We start from the raw sequence: 19,705 nt of genomic DNA on the forward strand, positions 1-19,705 counted from the left end.
GCACGGTCGGCGCCGGTACGTCGCCCTCGTGCCCGACTCGCTGGCGTTCGCCCCGAGCGGCGCGACCCCGACCCGGAGACGGCGGCACGACTGGCCGCGATCGTCACCGCACGCACGGGCGTCGTCCCGGAACCGGCCTCGTGCACGATGCTCAGCGGTTTCCGGGTGCGGCGCCGCGCGGCCGACCGCGTCGGCGTCGGCCGGGTCGTGCTCGTCGGCGACGCCGCCCACGAGATCAGCCCGATCGGCGGGCAGGGCATGAACCTCGGCTGGCTCGACGCGGCCGAGCTCGCGCCGTTGCTCGCCGGCGCGGTCCGGACCGGCGTGGCGGGACCGTGGCCCGGCTACGCCGCCCGCCGCCAGGCTGCCGCCCGCCGTGCAGCCCGGCAGGCCGAGGCGAACATGGGGCTCGGTCGTCCGCTGGGTGCCGTCTCCACCATCGGACGGGAGGCGCTGCTCCGGACGGTCCTGTCGCTGCCGACCGCGCACGGCCTGGCCCGGCTCTACGCCATGCGCTGGGCCTGACGGCTCGCGTCGGCGCCGCGGAAGCGCGTCAGGCGAGCCGCGCGGTGCCCGCACGGAAGTGCGTCAGGCGACGAGTCGCGCCCCGGCGAACCCGAGCTCGACGACGAGCACCAGGGACGACGCGATGACGAGCCGGAACAGGGTCCGCGACGCCCGTCCCGCCAGCACCAGCCGGACCCCCACCACGGCGAGCGCCAGCACGACGACCGCTCCGACCACGGCCAGTACGACCCCGACGCCGCGGACCGGGTCGTCACCGAGCACCTGTCCGCCGAGCACAAGGCCGGCCGCGACGACGAGCGACCCGAACGCGACGATCCCGGCTCCCCGAGCCCGAGGCGGTGCGGGAACCCACGGACCCCGGTGGCGGCGTCGTCCACCAGGTCGGGCAGGACGTTCGTGCAGTGGATCGCGACGCCGAACACCGCGCCGGTGGCGATCGCCCACCACGCCGGCCACAGCGCTCCGGGACCGGCGGCCACCGCGACCACCGGCAGCAGCCCGAACGCGACGACGAACGGCACGACCGACCACACGGTGCGCTTCAGCCCGGCGTCGTAGGCCCACCCGGCGGCCACGAGCACCAGGTGCGCGACGGCGGCGACGGGCCCGAGGAACAGCGAGAGGACCACGGCGACCCCGGCGGTCACGAACGCCGCCGTGCGGACCGTCTCGACCGCGATGAGCCCGCGGGCGACGGGCTTGTCGCTCCGGCCGACGGCACGGTCGCGGTCGGCGTCGATCCAGTCGTTCGCCAGGCCGATCGACAGCTGCCCGGCGACCACCGTCAGCGCGACCAGGACCACGAGCCACACCGGGTGTCCGACCGCCGCGGCGATGACGGCGGCGAGCACCGTGACCGTGACCGTCGGGCCGGGGTGGGACGAGGCGAACAGCAGTCGCACCACGTGGGGGTCCTGGCCGGAGGTCACCCGGCCAGCGTACGGGCGGGGCGTGCCGGGCGACGCAGACTCCGACGGCCGAGCACCCCCGAGGCCAGCGCGATGCCGAGCAGCACGACCAGTCCGCCCACCGGCTCGTTCCACCGCACGCGCTCACCGAGCACGAGCACGCCGAGCGCCACGCCGACCACCGGCGTCAGGTAGGTGACCGTCGACGCCCGACCGGCGCCCCACGCCTGGACCAGGCGCGTGTTCCACGCGTAGGCCAGCCCCGTGCCGACGCAACCGAGCGCGACCATCGCGGCCACGATCCTCCCGTCCAGCTGTACCGGGCCGGTGGCGATGGCGGGCGCGACCAGCAGGAGCATGCCCGACGCCAGCGTGAGCTGCACCGTCGCGATCGTGACCGGGTCGTACGCGCTGCCCACCGCAACGCGGCGCAGGTAGGCGAGGCCGATGCCGTAGGACGCGGTCATGCCGAGCAACGCCACCTGCCCCGGGACGCTCGCCAGGACGGCCGGGTCGCCGAGCAGGTCCCACGGACCGACGAGCACCAGCACGCCGACGATGCCGACCACGATCCCGGCCACCTGCCGGCCCCGCAGCCGCTCGGAGGGCACGAGCACCGCGAGCGCCGCCAGCGTCATGATCGGGGTCGTCGCGTTGTAGATGCTCGCGAGCCCGGACGGCACGGTCTGCTCGGCCCACGCCATCAGCGACGACGGCAGGGCGTTCAGGAAGAACGCGACGACCGCCAGGTGCGCCCACACGCGGGGTTCCCGCGGCCAGCGACGACGGGTCGCGAGCAACAACACGACGAGCGTCACGCCGCCCAGGACGGTCCGGACGGTGGCGACCTGCTGCGGTGCGAGTCCGTCGAGGCCGATCTTCGCGAAGAGGAAGCTCGAGCCCCAGGTGAGGGCGACGAGACCGTAGAGGAGGGCGTTCATGTGGCCTAGTGTCGAACCATCAACGCCCATGCGGCAAACGCATGGGGTTCATGCCGTCATGAGGAGCACGCATGGCCGTCTCGGTCCCCAGCTCCGTGCGTTCGTCGCCACGCTCGACGCCGGGTCGTTCACGTCCGCGGCCTCCGTGCTCGGCGTCGGCCAGTCCGCCGTGTCCCATGCGGTCGCCGGGTTCGAGCGCGAGGTCGGCGGCCCGGTCGTCCGGCGCGGTGCGGTCGCCGTCCCGACACCCCTGGGCGACCGCCTGCTCGCCCACGCCCGCAGCGTGCTCGCCTCGGTCGACGCCCTGGAGGCAGTGGTCCGGCCCGCCACGGCGCGCGGCACCGTTCGACTCGCGGCCGTCCCCACCGTCTGCCAGGGCCTGCTGCCGCGGCTCCGCGAGCTGTGGGCGGTGACGTTGCCCGACGTCGACGTGCAGGTCTACGAGGGCGACGACGACGAGATGCCCGAGTGGCTCGAGAGCGGCACGGTCGACGCCGCCGTGCTCGTCGACCCCGCGCCGGTGCCGGCCGGGGGCGTCGTCGTCGCCTGGGACGAGATGGCCGCCGTCGTGCGACGCGACCACCCACTCGCCGAGCTGCCCGCGCTCACGCTCGACGACCTGCACGAGGACGGCCTGGTCGCGGGCGGCGGCGGGTGCGAGTACCAGATCCAGAAGCTGCACGAGCTCGACGGACGCCCCTTCCGGTACGCCCACCGGGTGCGGGAGATGAGCACCATGTTCGGGATGATCGAACGGGGCGAGGGCGTCTCGATCGTGCCGACGCTCGGCCGGGTGATGCTGCCGCCGGACCTCGTGATGGTGCCGATGGCGCGGCGACTCGAGCGGACCCTGGTGCTGAGCGGCCCGTCGTCGCGCGAGTGGCACCCGCTGGCGAGGGCGCTGGTCGACGCGGTCTGACGACCTGCTGAACGGACGACGGGGACCCTCGGCAGGATGGACCGATGGCCGAGACGCACGTGAAGACCTTCACCACCCCGGACGAAGCGGCAGCCGAAGCCGCCGGCCTCGGCTGGCTCGCCGAGGCCGAAGACGCTGGCGGCACCAGGATCGCGCGGGTGCTGGACCGGCCGACCCCGACCGTGCTCGACCTCGAGCTGATCTCCGACGGCTCCCCCACCGCCGCACAGGCCGAGCGCTTCGGACGCTCCCTCGCGCACACCCACGCCGCCGGCGCCGACCACTGGGGCGCACCGCCCGCCGGCTGGACGACGGGCGCCGCGCTCCGAATGGGCCGTTCTCGCACCCCGTTCGTCGACGCCGCGCACGCACCGACCACCTGGGGTGCGTTCTTCGCCGAGTACCGGATCCGCGACTTCGTCCGGCGCATCGTCGACACCGGCGGGTTCGACCACTCCCAGGCGGCCGTGTTCGACCGGGTCGCCGACCGGGTGCAGGACGGCACGCTCGGGTCGCCGCAGCCCGCACTCGTCGGGGACCGGCCCGCGCGGTTGCACGGCGACCTGTGGGCCGGCAACGTGCTCTGGCCGACGGAGGCGTCCGAACCGACCGGCGCGGTGCTCATCGACCCGATCGCGCACGGCGGGCACGCCGAGACCGACCTGGCGCTCCTCGGACTGTTCGGGCTGCCGCGCCTCGAGACGGTGCTCGCCGCCTACGACCGGGAGTCGCGGCTCGCCGACGGCTGGCAGGAGCGCGTCGAACTCCACCAGCTCGCGCCGCTGCTGCTGCACGTGTTCCTGTTCGGCGGGTCCTACACGGGGGCGGCGCTGCACGCGGCGCAGCGGTACGCCTGACCCGCGCACGGTGCGGGTCCTCTCGCTCGGTGCGAGGTTGCGCGCTCCGTGCGGCGCTACAACCGCGCACCGAGCGGTCAACCCCGCACGGGCCGGACCACTGCGCACGGTGCGCCGCGCCGGCCGCGCCCGACGTTCCTTAGCCCGCGCACAGCCGGCACAGTGCCGCGTTCGGGGAACGCCCCGGATGCTCATCGACATGACCACGTACCCGGTACCCGTGACCGATCGACGCGATGCCGCGCACACCGACGCGCAGGATCGGCGTCGCAAGCCGCTCGCCCGCCTGTTCCTCGGCGAGCGCGAGGACGCCCGCTGGCTCCGGCCGGCGTTCTGGGCGCTCCTCGCCCTGACCGCCGTGGTGTACCTCTGGGACCTCAGCGTCTCGGGGTACGCCAACAGCTTCTACGCCGCCGCCGTGCAGGCCGGCACGAAGTCGTGGGAGGCGTTCTTCTTCGGCTCCCTCGACTCGTCGAACTTCATCACGGTCGACAAGCCCCCGGCGTCGCTCTGGGTGATGGTGGTGTCGGCCCGGCTGTTCGGCTTCTCGAGCTTCAGCCTGCTGCTCCCCCAGGCACTCATGGCCGTGGGGTCCGTCGCACTGGTGTGGGGGACGGTCCGCCGCACCCTCGCCCGCGTCGGCACCACCACCGCGAACGTCGGCGCCCTGCTCGCCGGCTTCGTCGTCGCGGCCACCCCGGCGGCGGCCCTGATGTTCCGCTTCGACAACCCGGACGCGATGCTCGTGTTCCTCATGACCGCCGGCGCGTACTGCACCGTGCGCGCGCTGCCGCGGGGCAGCTGGAAGTGGATCGCCCTGGCCGGGGTCGCCCTCGGCTTCGCGTTCCTGACGAAGATGCTGCAGGGGCTGCTCGTCCTGCCCGCATTCGGCCTCGTCTACCTGTTCGCCGCGCGCACCACCTGGGGCAGGCGCGTCATCGGGCTGCTCCTCGCCGCGGGGTCCCTCGTGGCGTCGGCCGGCTGGTGGGTCGTCGCCGTGTGGCTGTGGCCAGCCGAGTCCCGCCCGTACATCGGCGGCTCGACGAACAACACCGTCCTCGACCTGGTGTTCGGCTACAACGGCCTCGGTCGGATCTTCGGCGGCTCGGGCAACGGTGGCGGAGGCGGCGGCATGACCGGCGGTACCGCGGGTGGCTCCTTCGGTGGCTCGACGGGCCTGAACCGGCTGTTCTCGTCCGAGATGGGGCTCGAGATCTCGTGGCTCCTGCCCGCAGCGCTCATCGCGCTGGTGGTCGGTCTGGTCGTCGTCGGACGCCGTCACCTGGCCGACCCGGCCCGCGCCGGACTCGTCCTGTGGGGCGGCTGGCTCCTGGTCACCGGACTCGTGTTCTCGTACATGTCCGGCACGATCCACCCGTACTACACGGTCGCGCTCGCTCCGGCGATCGCCGGACTCGTCGGCACCGGCGGCGCGCTGCTCTGGCACGCACGGGAGCGCTTCACCGGCCGGATCGGCCTGGCCGCGATGGTCGGCACCACGGCGTTCTGGGGCTGGTGCCTGCTCAACGAGAACCCGACGTGGCTGCCCTGGCTCCGCTGGGTGATGCTGGCCGGCGGCTTGCTGTCCGCAGCGCTCGTGGTGATGGGCAGCGTCCCGTCGCTCCGCAAGCTGGTCACGATCGGCGTCCTCGCGGGCACCTTGTTCGGGCTCACCGGCACCACGGCCTACGCCCTCGCCACGACGACCGTCGCGCACTCCGGTTCGATCCCGAGCGTCGGTCCGGCGGGCAGCAGCTCCGGTGGGATGGGAGGGGGCACCGGTGGCTTCCCGGGAGGCACGGGCGGACCGGGTGGGTCGACCTCCGGCTCCGACGACGGCGGCTCCGACAGCACGTCCGACTCCCAGCAGGGTCCCGGCGGGACCCCGCCGGAGGGCGCGTCCGGCGAGGCGCCGGAGATGCCGGACGGCACGTCCGGCACGGCACCGGGCGGTGGCCAGGACGGCACGGACGACGCGACCTCCGAGGGTGGGTCGGGGACGGGCCTCCAGACCGGGGGCGGTGGCGAAGGTGCGTCGACCTCGTCCGCCCTGCAGGAGCTGCTCGAGGCGTCCGACGCGAAGTGGGCGGCCGCCGTCAACGGATCCCAGTCGGCCGCGCAGCTCGAACTCGACACCGACACCGCCGTCATGGCGATCGGTGGCTGGTCGAGCGACCCGGCACCCACGCTCGCCCAGTTCAAGGCGTACGTCGCCGACGGGGACATCGGGTACTACGTCTCGTCCGGCTCCGGTGGCGGCGGGATGGGCGGCGGGTCGTCCACCGCCTCGGCGATCCAGGAGTGGGTCGCGGCGAACTACGAGTCGAGCACGGTCGGCGGGCAGACCGTCTACGACCTGAGCACCACGAAGTGATCGACGACGAGGGCGCGGTGGATAGGCTCGCGGACGTGACCGGCCAGCCGCTGCAGCGCACCGACGGCACCCCGTCCGTGCCCTCGTCGTCGACGACGAGCACGCCCTGGCCGACGCCGTCGCCCTGGCGTTCGAGGGGGACGGCTGGGCCGTGCGAGCCGTGCACCGCGGGCGAGACGTCCTGTTCGCCGCGCGGGAGTTCCAGCCCGACGTCATCGTCCTCGACGTGATGCTGCCGGACATCGACGGGTTCGAGGTGCTCGAGCGCCTCCGCGACTCCCGCGACGCCGTCCGTGTGCTCTTCCTCACCGCGCGCGACGCCCCGGAGGACCGGCTCGCCGGACTCACCGGCGGCGGCGACGACTACCTGACGAAGCCCTTCGGCATCGACGAGCTGCTCGTCCGGGCGCGGATCCTGGCACGGACCTCCGCTCGGGTCGCAGCGGTGGGCGGGAGCGCCGAGGTGGTGGTCGGTGACCTCCGCCTCGACGAGGACGCCCGCGCCGTCAGCCGTGCCGGCGAACCAATCGAGCTCACACCGACCGAGTACGAGCTGCTGCGGCACCTGGCGCGGAACGCCAACCGGGTGCTCTCGCGGGAACAGCTGCTCGCGGGCGTCTGGGGCATGGACTTCGGGTCGTCGTCGAACCTGGTCGACATGTACGTGTCGTACCTGCGGAAGAAGCTCGACGCCGGACGCGAGCCGATGCTGCAGACGGTGCGCGGGGCAGGGTACGTCTTGCGGCCGACGACGTGAGCCGATCGACGAAGGCGATCCGGGCCCGTCCGACCCGCGCCGGACGGGTGCCGTCGTTGCGGTGGCGGGTCGTGGCTGCCGTCGCGCTCCTGCTCGTCGCGACGAACGTCGTCGTCGGAGCGGTGACCGTCGTCGCGTTCCGGGGTACCTGGTCGACCGCCTCGACGCGGAGCTGTCGACGGCGGCGAACCGGACCGTCGGCGGCCGGGACGGTGCGGACGCTCCCACCGGCCCGCCGCCCGGGTCGTCGTCGGGATCGTCGTCGGGATCGTCGTCGGACCGTCCGGATCCGGACAACGCCTTCATCGGGGCGCCCGGGCAGTCCGCCGGTACCGTCGTCGCGATCGTCCGTGACGGCACCGTCGTGCTCGGCGGGTACACCGACAGCGACGGCGACCAGCACGGGCTGTCGTCGGCGCAACGGCAGACGCTCACCGCGGTCGACAGCGGCGCCGACCCCGCGACGATCGACCTCGGCTCGCTCGGCACCTACCGGGCGCAGGCGGTCGGGGACGACGGCGACGTGTTCGTCACCGCACTCCCCTCGGCGACCTGAACGCCGCCATCGCCCGCCTGTTGCTCGTCATCGGGATCGTCACGGTGCTGGGCCTCGTCGTCGCCGCGTGGGCCCTCGCACTGCTCGTGCGGCGGTCCCTCCGACCGCTCGAACGCGTCGCCGAGGTCGCCTCCGGGGTGACCGACCTCGACCTGGAGCGCGGCGACACCGACATCCCGGTGCGGGTCGCCGACGCCGACCTCACCGCGAACCGCGAGGTCGGGCAGGTCGGCACCGCGCTGAACCGGCTGCTCGGGCACGTCGCCCGGGCGCTCACGGTGCGCCGCGACGCCGAGGCCGGCATGCGGACCTTCGTCGCCGACGCCTCGCACGAGTTGCGGACGCCGATCGCGACCGTCCGGGCCTACGCCGAGCTGACCGCGCGCTCGTCGGACCTCGACGCGATCCACCGGAACGTCGACCGGATCGGCCGGGAGGCCGTGCGGATGGGCGACCTCGTCGAGGAGCTCCTGCTGCTCGCGCGGCTCGACGCGACGGCCCTGGCGTCCGGGGCTCCGGTGTCCCCGATCGTGCGCGAACCCGTCGACCTGACCTCGATCGTGGTCGAGGCGACGATGGACGCCCGAGCCACCGCGCCCGGGCACCGGTGGACCCTGCAGATCGTCGACGACCACCCGCTGACCGTGACCGGCGACGCGGAGCAGCTGCGTCGCGTCGTGACGAACCTGCTCGCGAACGCCCGGACGCACACCCCGACCGGGACCGCGGTGGTGGTGTCGTTGCAGCGGGTGGGGCCGTCCGGTGCTGGTGCGGCCGCTCGCCTCGTCGTGGCCAACGACGGGCCGCCGATCCCGTCGGAGGCCCTGCCGACGCTGTTCGACCGGTTCACCAGGGTGAGGCCTCGCGCACCCGTGCGCAGGGCCAGGGGACGAGCGGCCTCGGGCTGGCGATCGTGCAGGCCGTGGTGTCCGCGCACGGCGGGAGCGTGCGGGTGGCCTCCGGCCCCGGTCGGACGGCGTTCACGGTGGACCTGCCGGGGCAGCCCGCTTCGTGACGTCCGCCTCGCCCGCCTCGTGAGCAGAAACGGTCGCGTGCTCCGGCGCCACTCGACCATTCCTGCTCACGAAGCGCACTCGCGACCAGCGAGGGTGGCACACCATCGCGGCGCCGGACGGATCGTCAGACGATCGTCCAACGTCCGGGCTGAACGCGTGCAACCCGGCACCCGGCGACGCAGGCTGGGTCCTGTCCGAGCTGGACGACCCAAACGGGTCACCACCGCAGAGATGGGAACACGATCATGAACTCGTTCAAGCGCAAGTCCGTCAAGCTCCTCGCCGGCACCGCCCTCGGTGGCGCCGTCATCGCCGGGGCGTTCGTCGCGGCACCGGCACAGGCCGCCGAACCCGCACCGAGCACCTCGGCCTCCGTCGGCGGCAACGTCAACGTGAACCTCGACCCGGTCGCGATCGTGAACGCGATCAAGGACGCGGTGAACGACCAGAGCGACCGCGGCGGCGCCGTGCAGGCCGCGCTCGACGTCGGCTACTGGAACGCCGGCAACCCTGACCGCCTCACCGTCGCGGTGGTCAACAAGAACCAGGACATCACGGTGTCCGGCGACGTCGCGGACGCGCAGTCGATCGACATCAAGGGCGGCAACTACGTCATCTACTGGTTCAAGGGCCCCGGCTCGATCACGAACAACGGTGACGGCGGCTGGCTGAACTGGGGTGCGTTCGGCAACATCGAACGCATCGACAACGTCATCCACGTGAACGGCGGCTGATCCGCCGGCGCTGATCCGCCGGCGCTGATCCGCCAGCGCTGCACCGACGCCCCCGGGGACCACGGTCTCAGGGGCGTCGTCGTGCGTGGCGGGACGCTCGGCGGCGGGCTCGATCGCCGGGGGCCAGGTCCGTGCTGCACCGCGGACCTCGCGCCGTGCGCGGATCCACCCCTTCACGAAGGCGACCGACACCAGCGCCGTCCGGTTCGGCGCCTTCCACGACTTCATCAGCCGTCCGAGGTGCCACGCGACGGCCTGGCGACTGTAGGCCGTCTCCTTCGCGATCTCGTCGTTCGAGAGCCCCTGCGCGGCGAGCGCGAGCATCTGCTCCTCGGTCTCGTCGAGGCCGGGCGCACGGGCGACGAGGTCGATCTCCCCGGTGGTGACCGCCGCCGCGGCCTCGCCCGCCGATCGCCGTCGCTGCTGAGCCCAGGCCTCGGCCCAGCACGAGCCGAGTTCGTGGGCGACGAGCGAGGCACGGCTCATCGCGAGCATCGTCCGGCCGGCGTGGTCGATGGTGACGGCGTGGTCGCGGGTGGCCGTGTGCATGACGAGGGCGAAGACCCGGATCGCCGGCAGGGCCCCGCGGAGCACGACCGACACGTCGACGCGGGGTCCTCGGCGCTCGCGGCCGCCACCGCGCGCAGCTGGGCGAGGCACTCGCGGTCGACGGGTTCACCGCGCTCGACGGCCCGCAGCGCGGCGGGGAGCACGAGCGGGACGATCTCGGCGTACCGGCGTCGCAGCCAGTCGTGGCCGTCCGGTCGGATGCCGTGCAGCGGAGGGGTGAGCAGGAGCTCCTCGAACTCCGGACACCGCTCGTCGAGCGCCAGGCCGAGCCGCTCCCCGGGAGCAGCACCGCCGATCGGTGTGCGTCGTCGCGCTCGGTCGTCATCGTCCGTCGACCGTATCCGCGCGACACCTGTCGTGTTCGACCGTGACGTGAACGGTCGCCGAACGCCGTTCTTACCGGGCGCACAGCGCACTGCCTCGGTCCGCATGTGCCCGCTGCCGAGCATGAGCGGCATGACGGAGACGAACCAGACCCTCGACATCGACATCGTCGTCCCCTGCTACAACGAGCAGGACACGCTCGCGGCCCACGTGCGACGCCTGCACACGTTCTGCCGGACGTCGTTGCACCACACCTGGCGGATCACGATCGCCGACAACGCCTCGACCGACGACACCGCGCGGATCGCCGACGACCTGGCCGCCATGCTGCCCGGCGTGCACGCGGTCCACCTGCCCGAGAAGGGTCGTGGGCGGGCACTCAAGGCCGTGGGGGTGCGTCCTCGGCGACGGTGCTCGTGTACGTCGACGAGGACCTGTCCACGGACCTCGCGGCACTCGAGCCGCTCGTGGCGCCGCTGCTCTCCGGGCACTCCGACCTGGCGATCGGCACGCGGTTGGCGGACTCGTCGCGGGTGGTTCGGGGCAGCAAGCGCGAGTTCATCTCCCGCTCGTACAACCTGCTGCTCCGCACGACGATGGGGGTGTCGTTCTCGGACGCGCAGTGCGGGTTCAAGGCGGTCACGAAACGGGCGGCCGACCAGCTGCTGCCGCTGTGCGAGGACGACGCGTGGTTCTTCGACACCGAGATGCTCGTCCTCGCCGAACACGCGGGGCTGCGCATCCACGAAGTCCCGGTGGACTGGGTCGACGACGTGAACTCGTCCGTGCAGATCGCCTCGACCGCCACCGAGGACCTCAAGGGCATGTGGCGCGTCTCGCGGGGCATCGCCAGCGGGCGGGTACCGGTCAGTGCCGTGTACGAGACCATCGGCCGCCGTCCGTTCACGCCACCGCACGTCGGGTTCCTCGGGCAGGTGCTGCGCTTCGGCGCCATCGGGGTGCTGTCGACCGTCGCGTTCGCGGTGCTGTACGCGCTGTTCCGTCCGGCGATCGGGGCGCAGACGGCGGACTTCACCGCCCTGTTGCTGACGGCGATCGGCAACACCGCACTGAACCGGCGCTTCACCTTCGGCCTCCGCGGGCGGGCTGGCGCGGGTCGGCACCACGTGCAGGGGCTGGTCGTGTTCGGCATCGCGTGGGCGATCACGTCGGGGTCCCTGGTCGTGCTGCACAGCAGCGTGCCGGGAGCGTCGCACGGTGCCGAGATCCTGGTGTTGACGGCCGCCAACCTGGTCGCGACCTGCGTCCGGTTCGTGCTGTTCAAGGCGTGGGTGTTCCGCAGCGGCCGCCGTCGCCCGGAGCTCATCCGCCCCGGCACGACCCCCGCCGCCGACGCCAGCACGGCGGTGACGGAGCCGATCACCGTCGACGAACGGACCGGCGAGCGCGCGGCCTGACACCGTGCCGGGCTGGCCACTCGGTGCAGGGTCGTTCGGCACCCGCGGCCCGCCGCACCGTGCGTTGTGGCCCATCCCGTGCGGGGTTCCACGCTCCGTGCAGCGCAACAACAGCGCACCGAGCGGGCAACCTCGCACCAGCCGGACAGGCGCGCACGGTGCGCCGCACCGCGCGGTGTTGCGTGGGCGGTATACCGCGCCGTAGCATCGCCGTACCGCACCACAACCCCACAGGGCCCGACTGCCAACACCGGTCTGCCCGCGGCGAGCGCTCCATCGATGCAGCCTGGCCGTCCGCTGCCGGCAACGCCCCACTGGACCCGCACACGTGAACCCCACATCTTTCGGTCTCTACGACCCTGCCCGCGAATCGAGCGACTGCGGCGTCGGTTTCATCACCCGACTCGACGGCACGCTCCACCACGACGTCATCCGCAAGGGTGACGAAGCGCTGTGCGCCATCCCCCACCGCGGCGGCAAGTCCGCCGAGGGTGTCGGTGACGGCGCCGGTGTGAGCATCGACCTGTCGGTGGAGTTCTTCAGCGCCATCACCGGCCAGGAGCTCCGCGCCGGACACTTCGGCGTCGCGAACTGCTTCGTGCCGAGCGGCGCAGGTGCGGCGGCGGACGCCGAGCGCGCCCGTGCGCAGCAGACCGTCACGGACGCCATCGAGACCGAGGGCTTCGAGCTGCTCGTGGTCCGCGACGTGCCGGTGGACCACTCCGTCGCCCGACCCGAGGCCGAGCAGTACCAGCTGCCGATCGTGCAGTGGGTCTTCCGCGCGCCCGAGCAGTGGGACCGCACCGAGGTCGACGCGGCGGCGAACCGTGCCCTCCTCGCGATCGAGTCGGTGTCCTACGGCGAGGCCGCCGAGCAGCGCGCCGAGCACGCGGCCCTGTACCCGCTGTCGCTCAGCGCCCGGACCCAGATCCTGAAGGGCCGTCTGAACTCGGGCGAGGTCATCGGGTACTTCACGGACCTGCGTGACCCGCGTCACTCGGTGCGGACGCTGTACTTCCACACCCGCTTCTCGACGAACACCGAGCCGCACCCGACGATGGCGCAGCCGTTCCGGCTGATGGCGCACAACGGTGAGCTGAACACCGACCGGAAGAACCGCCTGTCGGACGAGGCGCTGGCGCGTGCCCGCACCCGCAGCATCGTGCGCCCGCCCGGGCAGTCGGACTCGAGCCGCCTCGACCAGACGCTGCAGAGCCGCGTGTTCGACGACGGGCTCGAGATCGTCGAGGCCGTGGTCTCGCTCATGCCGCCGGCGTGGGAGAACGACCGCACGCTGACCGCCGACGTCCGGGACATGCTCGAGTACTTCTCGCTCTACGAGGAGAAGAACGACGGCCCCGCCGCCGTGATCTTCAGCGACGGTGACGTCGTCGGCGCGCGCCTGGACCGCCTGGGGCTGCGTCCGCTGCGCACCGTCGAGACCACCGAGTACCTGATGGTGTCGTCCGAGGCCGGTCAGGTCACGTTCGACGCCGACGAGGTCGTGCACCGCGGCCGCATCGAGGCCGGCGGCATGCTCGTCGTCGACCACCGCACCGGCACCCGGATGCGCACGGACGAGGTGCTGCGCATGCTCGCGGCCCGCCGCGACTACGGCACGCTGCTCGACGCTGCCCGTGTGGACCTCGACGACCTGCCCGCTCCGGACTACGAGCGCACGACGACCACCCTGGGCTACGAGGGCGACCTGTCGCTCGCCGGCCGGTACGTGGCGTACTCGCTGAACCAGGAGAGCTTCCGGTTCATGCTCGACCCGATGCTGCAGAACGGCTCGGAGCGGATCTCGGCGATGGGCTACGGCAACGCCATCAACGCCCTGAGCGACACCGAGGGCGGCATGGCGAAGTACTTCTCGCAGCGCTTCGCCCAGGTGACGAACCCGCCGCTCGACTCGATCCGTGAAGCCGACGGCATGAGCATGCGCGTGGCGCTCGGCGCGAAGCCGGACGGCACCGGTTCGACGAGCCGGCAGCTCGTCGTGCAGTCGCCGATCCTCGGGCACCTGGACATGGTGCGCCTGCGCGACCAGGACATCGTGCCGCTCGAGCGCTTCGACATGCTCTACGTACCGGTGCTCGGCGACGAGCAGGCGAACGCGGACGCCGTACGCGACGCCGTGGACGCCCTGTGCGACGCCGTGGAGCAGTTCGCGGGGACGTCCGGCGGCATCGCCGTGCTGACCGACCGCGAGGTCTCGTCGACCCGTGCGCCCCTGCCCGTGATCCTGGCCGTGGCCGCCGTGAACCAGCGGCTCATCGAGACCGGGCTGCGCCTGCGGGTGTCCGTCGTCGCCGAGAGCGGTCAGCTGCCGTCGTCACACCACGTGGCGACGGCCCTGGGCTTCGGCGCCTCGGCTGTGTACAGCTTGAGCGCGCGCCTGCGTGCCGAGGAGAAGTACTCCGCCGCGCCGGCACCCGCCGGCGAGCTCACCGCGACGGACCTCGCGCTGAAGCAGTTCCGCAAGGCCGCCGAGAAGGCGCTCGCGAAGACCATGGGCCGCGTCGGCCTCTGCACCGCCGAGAGCTACATCGGTGGCGCGTTCTTCGAGCCGAACTACCTGGACACCGGCGACGACGTCCTGGCGCGGGTGTTCCCGCACATGCAGGCCCCGGTGGGCGGCGTCGGCTTCGCCCGCATCGCCCAGGCGGCGACCGACTGGCACGAGCGTGCCCGCTCGGTCGCGGCCGAGGGCCAGGTCCCCCTGCTCAGCCTGTTCAAGGAGCGCTCGGACGGTGCCGGCCACTCGTTCGGCGTCGCGAGCGTCCGCGGGTTCGGCGGCATGACCGAGGAGCGTCCGTCCTTCGAGCGCTCCGGCGACTCGGACGCACTGCGCCTGCTGACGCTCGGCCAGCTCGACGACTCCTTCGGCATCACCGACGCCGCGTACCGCAACACCGGCTACGACCGCCTCAGTGACACCGAGATCGACCAGCACCGGATCACGCCGGGCTACGTCACGTTCCTGCAGACCACGCACGACGAGCGGTCGCGCCGCCCCGCTGCGCTCCGCGACGTGCTCGCCCTGCCCGCGGACGTCACCGGCATCGACACGGCCGAGGACTTCGCCCGCGAGCTGGGTCGGTTCTCGACGACCGGCAACGCCAGCGTCACCGTGCGCGGCCTGTCCGGCTCGCGTCCGGCGTCCTCCGACGGTCTCCCGGGAGGCACGGAGCAGTTCCGCCTGCAGCTCGCGTCGACGGGCACCACGGGTGCACTGCGCCACCAGGCCCTGGCAGACGGCCTCGGGCTGCTGTACCCGGGCCAGGTCGACGTCGACTCCGTCGACGACACCCAGGTGACGCTCCGCGCCACCGGCGCGGCCGTCGGGCTGCTCGCCCTGCTCGAGAGCGCGCCCGACAGCGTCGAGCTCGACGAGGTCCAGCCGGCGCACGAGATCACCCGGACCCTGGCGTCCGGCGCGATGAGCCACGGCGCCCTCGTCGCCACCGCGCACGAAGCGGTGGCGCACGGCACGAACATGGTCGGCGGCATGTCGAACAGCGGTGAGGGCGGCGAGCACCACTCCCGCTACGGCACCATCCGCGGCTCGCGGATCAAGCAGTTCGCCTCGGGTCGCTTCGGCATCTGGGCGGGCTACCTCGCCGACCCCATGCTCGAGGAACTCGAGATCAAGATCGGTCAGGGCGCGAAGCCCGGCGAGGGCGGTCAGCTGCCCGCGCCGAAGGTCACGGTGGACATCGCCGCGGCCCGTGGCGGCACGCCCGGCGTCGAGCTCATCTCGCCGCCGCCGCACCACGACACGTACTCGATCGAGGACCTGGCGCAGCTCATCCACGACTGCAAGGCCGCCCGCGTCCGGGTGATCGTGAAGCTCGTGTCCTCCGAGGGCATCGGCACCATCGCGGTCGGCGTCGCCAAGGCCGGCGCGGACGTCATCAACGTCGCGGGCAACACCGGTGGCACCGGTGCCGCGGCCGTCACGAGCCTGAAGTACGCGGGGCGTTCGGCGGAGATCGGCGTCGCCGAGGTCCACCAGGCCCTCGTCGCGAACGGCCTGCGCTCCAAGGTCACGCTCCGCTGCTCGGGCGCGCACCAGACCGGGTCCGACGTCGTGACGAGCGCCCTGCTCGGCGGCGACAGCTTCGAGTTCGGCACGACCGCGCTCATGATGCTCGGCTGCGTCATGGCGAAGAACTGCAACGTGAAGTGCCCGGCCGGCCTCACCACGAACGCCGAGGCGTTCGAGGGCGACCCGCGTGCCCTCGCGCAGTACCTGCTCAACATCGCCCACGACGTGCGGCAGATCCTCGCCCGCCTCGGCCTGCGCTCGCTGCGCGAGGCACGGGGTCGCACCGACCTGCTGCAGCTCCTCGACCACCCGGCGAGCGTCGGGCGTCTGGACGCCCGCGCCCTGCTCGCGCAGGTGCCGGAGAAGGTCGTGACGGACCCGGAGTACCTGGAGAAGGACTTCCACACCGACGACGCGCTGCTCGAGCGCATCCGCACGGCGCTGGTCGACCACGCCCAGGAGCACGTGCTCGTGCACGGGGTCCTGCTCGGCAACAGCGACAAGTCCGTCGGCGGCCAGCTCGGCATCGACGTCGAGCGCCTGCTCAACCACGAGCTCCGCGCCGAGGACGTCCAGGGGCTGCCCGCCGTGGCGACCGACGACCGCGGGCGCCGCCGGCTGGTCGACGGTGCGGTCACGGTCCGCACCCAGGGCTCGGCCGGTCAGTCGTACGGCGTGTTCAACAACGACGGCATCGTGCTCGAGCACACCGGCACCGCGAACGACGGCGTCGGCAAGAGCCAGAGCGGCGGTCGGATCATCGTCCGCGCACCGGGCGGCGGCAGTGCCGACCAGGGCGGGAACGTGCTGATCGGCAACTTCGCGCTCTTCGGGGCCACCGGCGGCCGCACGTTCGTCGAGGGCGAGGCCGGAGACCGCTTCGCCGTCCGCAACTCCGGCGCCACGGCCGTGGTCGAGGGCGTCGGCGACTTCGGGTGCGAGTACATGACGGGCGGCGCCGTGTTCAACCTCGGCGCGTTCGGCAAGGGCCTCGGCAACGGCATGTCCGGCGGGTTCCTGTACCAGTACGACCCGTCCGGTCAGGTCGCCCAGCGCGCCAGCACCGACTCGCTCCTCGTGTTCCCCGTCACCGACACCGAGCGCGGCGCGTTCCACGAGGCCGGCGCGCGCCTGCTGCTCGAGTGGCACCTCGAGGCGACCGGGTCGGCGCTGGCCGAGCGGCTGCTCGCCGACTGGGAGACCACCCGGCAGCACGTCTTCGTCGGCATGCCGCGCGCGCTGCTGCTGTCGCAGGACGCCGGCGAGATCCTCGCGGCGGCCACCCGCCCCGAGCTGCTCGACGAGCTCGCGACCTCGATCGCCACGGACAAGCTCCGCGCGTTCAAGGTCGACTACCGCGACCAGCGCACCGTCCTCGACGGCCGTGCCCCGGCGCTCGGCGACCAGGGCGACGACATGTTCTCGCTGCTGTCGTCGTACACGGTGCTCGGCGTCGCCCAGGACGTCGCCCTCGAGCGCGTCCCCGGTGCGGGCCGAACGACCCCCGCGTCACCGAAGCGGTGAAGAACCTCGTCCTGACCGAGGACTTCTCGGTGAAGCAGCGCGTCGTGAAGTACCTGCGCGGCACGCTCGACCGGTTCGCGGACGACCAGCTCGCGACCCTCATCGCGATCAAGCGGCTCGACGACTACAAGCGTGCGCTCACGCAGCGGAACAACCGCAGCATGGACGCACCGGGCACCACGGGGTGGATCATGCACCAGAACGCCAAGAACGACGGCCGCGTCCGCGAGGCCCGCTTCGACGAGCTGCTCGCCACCGCGGCGCTCGAGGACATCGCACGCCGTGCACCCCAGGCGCCGACCGAGGCGGTGTCCGCGTGAGCCTGCTCCCCCCGACCGGATCGCTGATCCCCGTCGACGCACCGTTCTCGGCCGCCCAGGAGTCCTGGCTGGCCGGGTTCATCGCGGGCATCGCCGCCGCCGGCAAGAAGGCGTCCGGCGCCGCCCCCACCACGACGATCGACGTGCTGTTCGGCACGCAGACCGGCAACGCGGAGTTCCTGGCCGACGAGCTCGTCGCCGGGGCGAAGGCCCGCGGGCTCGGCGGCCGTGCCGCTGCACTCGACGCCGTCACCCCGGAGCAGCTCGCCGAGATGACCCACGTGCTCGTCGTCACCTCGACGTACGGCGAGGGCGAGATGCCCGACAACGCCGGCCTGTTCTGGGACGCGGTCCAGGCGTCCACCGTGCCGCGGCTCGAGGGGCTGCAGTACGCCGTCCTCGGCCTCGGGGACACCAGCTACGACGAGTTCTGCCAGGCCGGCAAGCTCCTCGACACCCGCTTCGAGCAGCTCGGCGCGACCCGGGTGCACGACCGCGTGGACTGCGACGTCGACTTCGAGGACGCCGCCGCACTCTGGAGCGCCGCCGTGCTCGACCGGCTCGCTGCCGAGGCCGGCGCGACGGGCGCACCCGGCGCGACCACGGGCAGTGGTGCCGGCGACGGTGCCACCGCGACCGGCGGGGCGGGCGCGGGCCGTGCCTCCCGGCCGGGGTCGCAGTGGAACAAGCGCAACCCGTACCCGTCGCGGCTTGCCGAGAACCGGTTGCTCTCCTCGCCGCGCAGCGCGAAGGAGATCCGGCACTACGAGTTCGACCTCGGCGACTCCGGCATCGAGTACGCCGCCGGCGACGCCCTGGCGGTCGTGCCGGTCAACGACGAGGTCTTCGTCGCGGAGCTGCTCGAGCAGGTCGGCGCGAACGGCGGCGAGTCGTTCGACGGCCGATCGATCACCGAGGATCCTGCGGAGCGATCGAGAGATCCGCACGCCGTCGAAGGACCTCATCGCGGACCTCGTGCAGCGCGCCCCGGCGAGCGAACTCGCCGCGGTCGTCTCGCACGGCGACAAGCACGAACTGGACCGCTGGTTGTGGGGCCGTGACGTCCTCGACCTGCTGCGCGACGCCGGACCGGCCGCTCCCGGACTCGACGAGCTGCTGCCGAACCTGCGCCCGTTGCAGGCACGCCAGTACTCGATCTCGTCGAGCCCGCTGGCGCACCCGGACCGCATCCACCTGACCATCGCGTCCGTCCGGTACGGCGACCCGCACCGGATGTACGCCGGCGTCGCGTCGACGTTCCTGGCGGACCGGGTCGACCCCGACGGCACGGTCGACGTCTACCTGCAGCCGAACGCGTCGTTCGGTGTGCCGACGGACGCGTCCGCGCCGATGATCATGATCGGTCCGGGCACCGGCATCGCCCTGTTCCGCGGGTTCCTGCACGAGCGGGCCGCGGCGGGTGCGACGGGGCGCAACTGGCTGTTCTTCGGCGACCAGCACCGCGACACCGACTTCGTCTACCAGGATGAGCTCACCGAGCTGCAGGAGCAGGGCGTGCTGAACCGCCTCGACCTGGCGTTCTCACGCGACCAGGCCGAGAAGGTCTACGTGCAGACGCGGATGCGCGAGCAGTCCGCCGAGCTGTTCGCCTGGCTCGAGGACGGCGGCCACGTGTACGTGTGCGGCGACGCCTCGCGGATGGCGAAGGACGTCGAGGCCGCGCTGCTCGACGTCATCCGCACCGGCCGTGGGCGGGACGAGGACGACGCGTTGTCGTACCTGGCCGACCTGCGCCGCACGAAGCGGTACGTCCGCGACGTCTACTGAGCCGGCAGCGCCCGCCCGATCCGGGCAGCAGAACGCCCGGGCAGCAGAACGCCCCGGGAGCGGAACCCGAATCCGACTGCCGGGGCGTCCTGTGGAAGGGTGCCGGTCAGTGAGGCCTGA

15 protein-coding genes and 5 pseudogenes are annotated in these 19,705 nt (G+C 72.7%); 16 read left to right on the forward strand and 4 right to left on the reverse strand.

Features of this window, described 5'->3' with window-relative positions:
- Positions 1–63: 63 nt before the first annotated feature.
- A pseudogene (locus ACZZ0J_RS08545) lies at positions 64–525 on the forward strand (FAD-dependent monooxygenase); the annotation flags it as partial.
- Here the strand turns inward: ACZZ0J_RS08545 and ACZZ0J_RS08550 are convergent.
- Together ACZZ0J_RS08550 and ACZZ0J_RS08555 are read right to left on the reverse strand one after the other, a co-directional pair.
- Entirely contained in the window at positions 504–1,457 is a 954-nt protein-coding gene (locus ACZZ0J_RS08550; RefSeq protein WP_463436239.1) for a UbiA family prenyltransferase, read from the reverse strand. The pseudogene ACZZ0J_RS08545 and the gene ACZZ0J_RS08550 overlap by 22 nt on opposite strands.
- Positions 1,454–2,377, reverse strand: coding sequence for a DMT family transporter (locus ACZZ0J_RS08555; RefSeq protein ID WP_111084731.1), 924 nt, complete (start codon positions 2,375–2,377; stop codon positions 1,454–1,456). The genes ACZZ0J_RS08550 and ACZZ0J_RS08555 overlap by 4 nt, the downstream gene beginning before the upstream one ends.
- A gap of 58 nt (positions 2,378–2,435) precedes the next feature.
- Here ACZZ0J_RS08555 and ACZZ0J_RS08560 point away from each other — a divergent pair, with 58 nt between their 5' ends.
- The 9 genes and pseudogenes from ACZZ0J_RS08560 (at position 2,436) to ACZZ0J_RS08600 (ending at position 9,858) form a co-directional block, all read left to right on the forward strand.
- Positions 2,436–3,296: a LysR family transcriptional regulator gene (locus ACZZ0J_RS08560; protein ID WP_463436240.1), complete on the forward strand. Its 861-nt coding sequence runs from the start codon at positions 2,436–2,438 to the stop codon at positions 3,294–3,296.
- Between the two features lie 44 nt (positions 3,297–3,340).
- The gene (locus ACZZ0J_RS08565) at positions 3,341–4,153 is read left to right on the forward strand and encodes a fructosamine kinase family protein (RefSeq protein WP_463436241.1); all 813 of its coding nucleotides are present in this window, start codon (positions 3,341–3,343) and stop codon (positions 4,151–4,153) included.
- A gap of 199 nt (positions 4,154–4,352) precedes the next feature.
- Positions 4,353–6,527, forward strand: coding sequence for an ArnT family glycosyltransferase (locus tag ACZZ0J_RS08570; protein ID WP_463436242.1), 2,175 nt, complete (start codon positions 4,353–4,355; stop codon positions 6,525–6,527).
- 124 nt (positions 6,528–6,651) lie between these two features.
- Positions 6,652–7,284 (forward strand): response regulator transcription factor, encoded by a 633-nt coding sequence (locus tag ACZZ0J_RS08575; protein ID WP_463438159.1) that lies wholly within the window; start codon positions 6,652–6,654, stop codon positions 7,282–7,284.
- A gap of 61 nt (positions 7,285–7,345) precedes the next feature.
- Positions 7,346–7,840: a hypothetical protein gene (locus tag ACZZ0J_RS08580; protein WP_463436243.1), complete on the forward strand. Its 495-nt coding sequence runs from the start codon at positions 7,346–7,348 to the stop codon at positions 7,838–7,840.
- Positions 7,841–8,142: 302 nt separating this feature from the next.
- Positions 8,143–8,658: pseudogene (locus ACZZ0J_RS08585) on the forward strand (sensor histidine kinase); the annotation flags it as partial.
- Positions 8,659–8,732: 74 nt separating this feature from the next.
- A pseudogene (locus ACZZ0J_RS08590) lies at positions 8,733–8,855 on the forward strand (ATP-binding protein); the annotation flags it as partial.
- Positions 8,856–9,101: 246 nt separating this feature from the next.
- Positions 9,102–9,590 (forward strand): hypothetical protein, encoded by a 489-nt coding sequence (locus ACZZ0J_RS08595; protein ID WP_111084734.1) that lies wholly within the window; start codon positions 9,102–9,104, stop codon positions 9,588–9,590.
- Positions 9,591–9,675: 85 nt separating this feature from the next.
- Positions 9,676–9,858: a hypothetical protein gene (locus tag ACZZ0J_RS08600; RefSeq protein ID WP_463436244.1), complete on the forward strand. Its 183-nt coding sequence runs from the start codon at positions 9,676–9,678 to the stop codon at positions 9,856–9,858.
- Here the strand turns inward: ACZZ0J_RS08600 and ACZZ0J_RS08605 are convergent.
- Together ACZZ0J_RS08605 and ACZZ0J_RS08610 are read right to left on the reverse strand one after the other, a co-directional pair.
- Positions 9,831–10,139: pseudogene (locus ACZZ0J_RS08605) on the reverse strand (hypothetical protein); the annotation flags it as partial. The gene ACZZ0J_RS08600 and the pseudogene ACZZ0J_RS08605 overlap by 28 nt on opposite strands.
- On the reverse strand, positions 10,073–10,645 hold the full coding sequence (locus ACZZ0J_RS08610; protein ID WP_463436245.1) for a hypothetical protein: 573 nt from the start codon (positions 10,643–10,645) through the stop codon (positions 10,073–10,075). The pseudogene ACZZ0J_RS08605 and the gene ACZZ0J_RS08610, both read right to left, overlap by 67 nt.
- On the opposite strand from ACZZ0J_RS08610, the pseudogene ACZZ0J_RS08615 reads away from it, so the two are divergent.
- The 6 genes and pseudogenes from ACZZ0J_RS08615 to ACZZ0J_RS08640 form a co-directional block, all read left to right on the forward strand.
- Positions 10,617–10,808, forward strand: a pseudogene (locus ACZZ0J_RS08615) (glycosyltransferase); the annotation flags it as partial. The gene ACZZ0J_RS08610 and the pseudogene ACZZ0J_RS08615 sit on opposite strands and share 29 nt — an antisense overlap.
- Before the next feature lie 92 nt (positions 10,809–10,900).
- On the forward strand, positions 10,901–11,902 hold the full coding sequence (locus tag ACZZ0J_RS08620) for a GtrA family protein (protein ID WP_463436246.1): 1,002 nt from the start codon (positions 10,901–10,903) through the stop codon (positions 11,900–11,902).
- Between the two features lie 328 nt (positions 11,903–12,230).
- Positions 12,231–17,477 (forward strand): glutamate synthase-related protein, encoded by a 5,247-nt coding sequence (locus ACZZ0J_RS08625; RefSeq protein ID WP_463436247.1) that lies wholly within the window; start codon positions 12,231–12,233, stop codon positions 17,475–17,477.
- On the forward strand, positions 17,474–17,797 hold the full coding sequence (locus ACZZ0J_RS08630; RefSeq protein WP_463436248.1) for a hypothetical protein: 324 nt from the start codon (positions 17,474–17,476) through the stop codon (positions 17,795–17,797). The genes ACZZ0J_RS08625 and ACZZ0J_RS08630 overlap by 4 nt, the downstream gene beginning before the upstream one ends.
- Positions 17,794–18,858 carry a flavodoxin domain-containing protein gene (locus ACZZ0J_RS08635; RefSeq protein ID WP_463436249.1) on the forward strand — a complete coding sequence of 355 codons (1,065 nt, stop codon included), beginning with the start codon at positions 17,794–17,796 and terminating at the stop codon, positions 18,856–18,858. Before ACZZ0J_RS08630 ends, ACZZ0J_RS08635 begins: the two co-directional genes overlap by 4 nt.
- Positions 18,773–19,585, forward strand: a complete 813-nt coding sequence (locus tag ACZZ0J_RS08640) for a flavodoxin domain-containing protein (RefSeq protein ID WP_463436250.1) — start codon at positions 18,773–18,775, stop codon at positions 19,583–19,585. Before ACZZ0J_RS08635 ends, ACZZ0J_RS08640 begins: the two co-directional genes overlap by 86 nt.
- Positions 19,586–19,705: the final 120 nt, after the last annotated feature.

It is taken from the genome of Curtobacterium sp. AC272 (assembly GCF_979258155.1).

Coding starts and splice junctions, on each gene's coding strand:
- ACZZ0J_RS08555 (WP_111084731.1), bottom strand. CDS start 2,377: ATGAACGCCCTCCTCTACGGTCTCGTCGCCCTCACCTGGGGCTCGAGC.
- ACZZ0J_RS08560 (WP_463436240.1), top strand. CDS start 2,436: ATGAGGAGCACGCATGGCCGTCTCGGTCCCCAGCTCCGTGCGTTCGTC.
- ACZZ0J_RS08565 (WP_463436241.1), top strand. CDS start 3,341: ATGGCCGAGACGCACGTGAAGACCTTCACCACCCCGGACGAAGCGGCA.
- ACZZ0J_RS08570 (WP_463436242.1), top strand. CDS start 4,353: ATGACCACGTACCCGGTACCCGTGACCGATCGACGCGATGCCGCGCAC.
- ACZZ0J_RS08595 (WP_111084734.1), top strand. CDS start 9,102: ATGAACTCGTTCAAGCGCAAGTCCGTCAAGCTCCTCGCCGGCACCGCC.
- ACZZ0J_RS08610 (WP_463436245.1), bottom strand. CDS start 10,645: ATGTCGAGGGTCTGGTTCGTCTCCGTCATGCCGCTCATGCTCGGCAGC.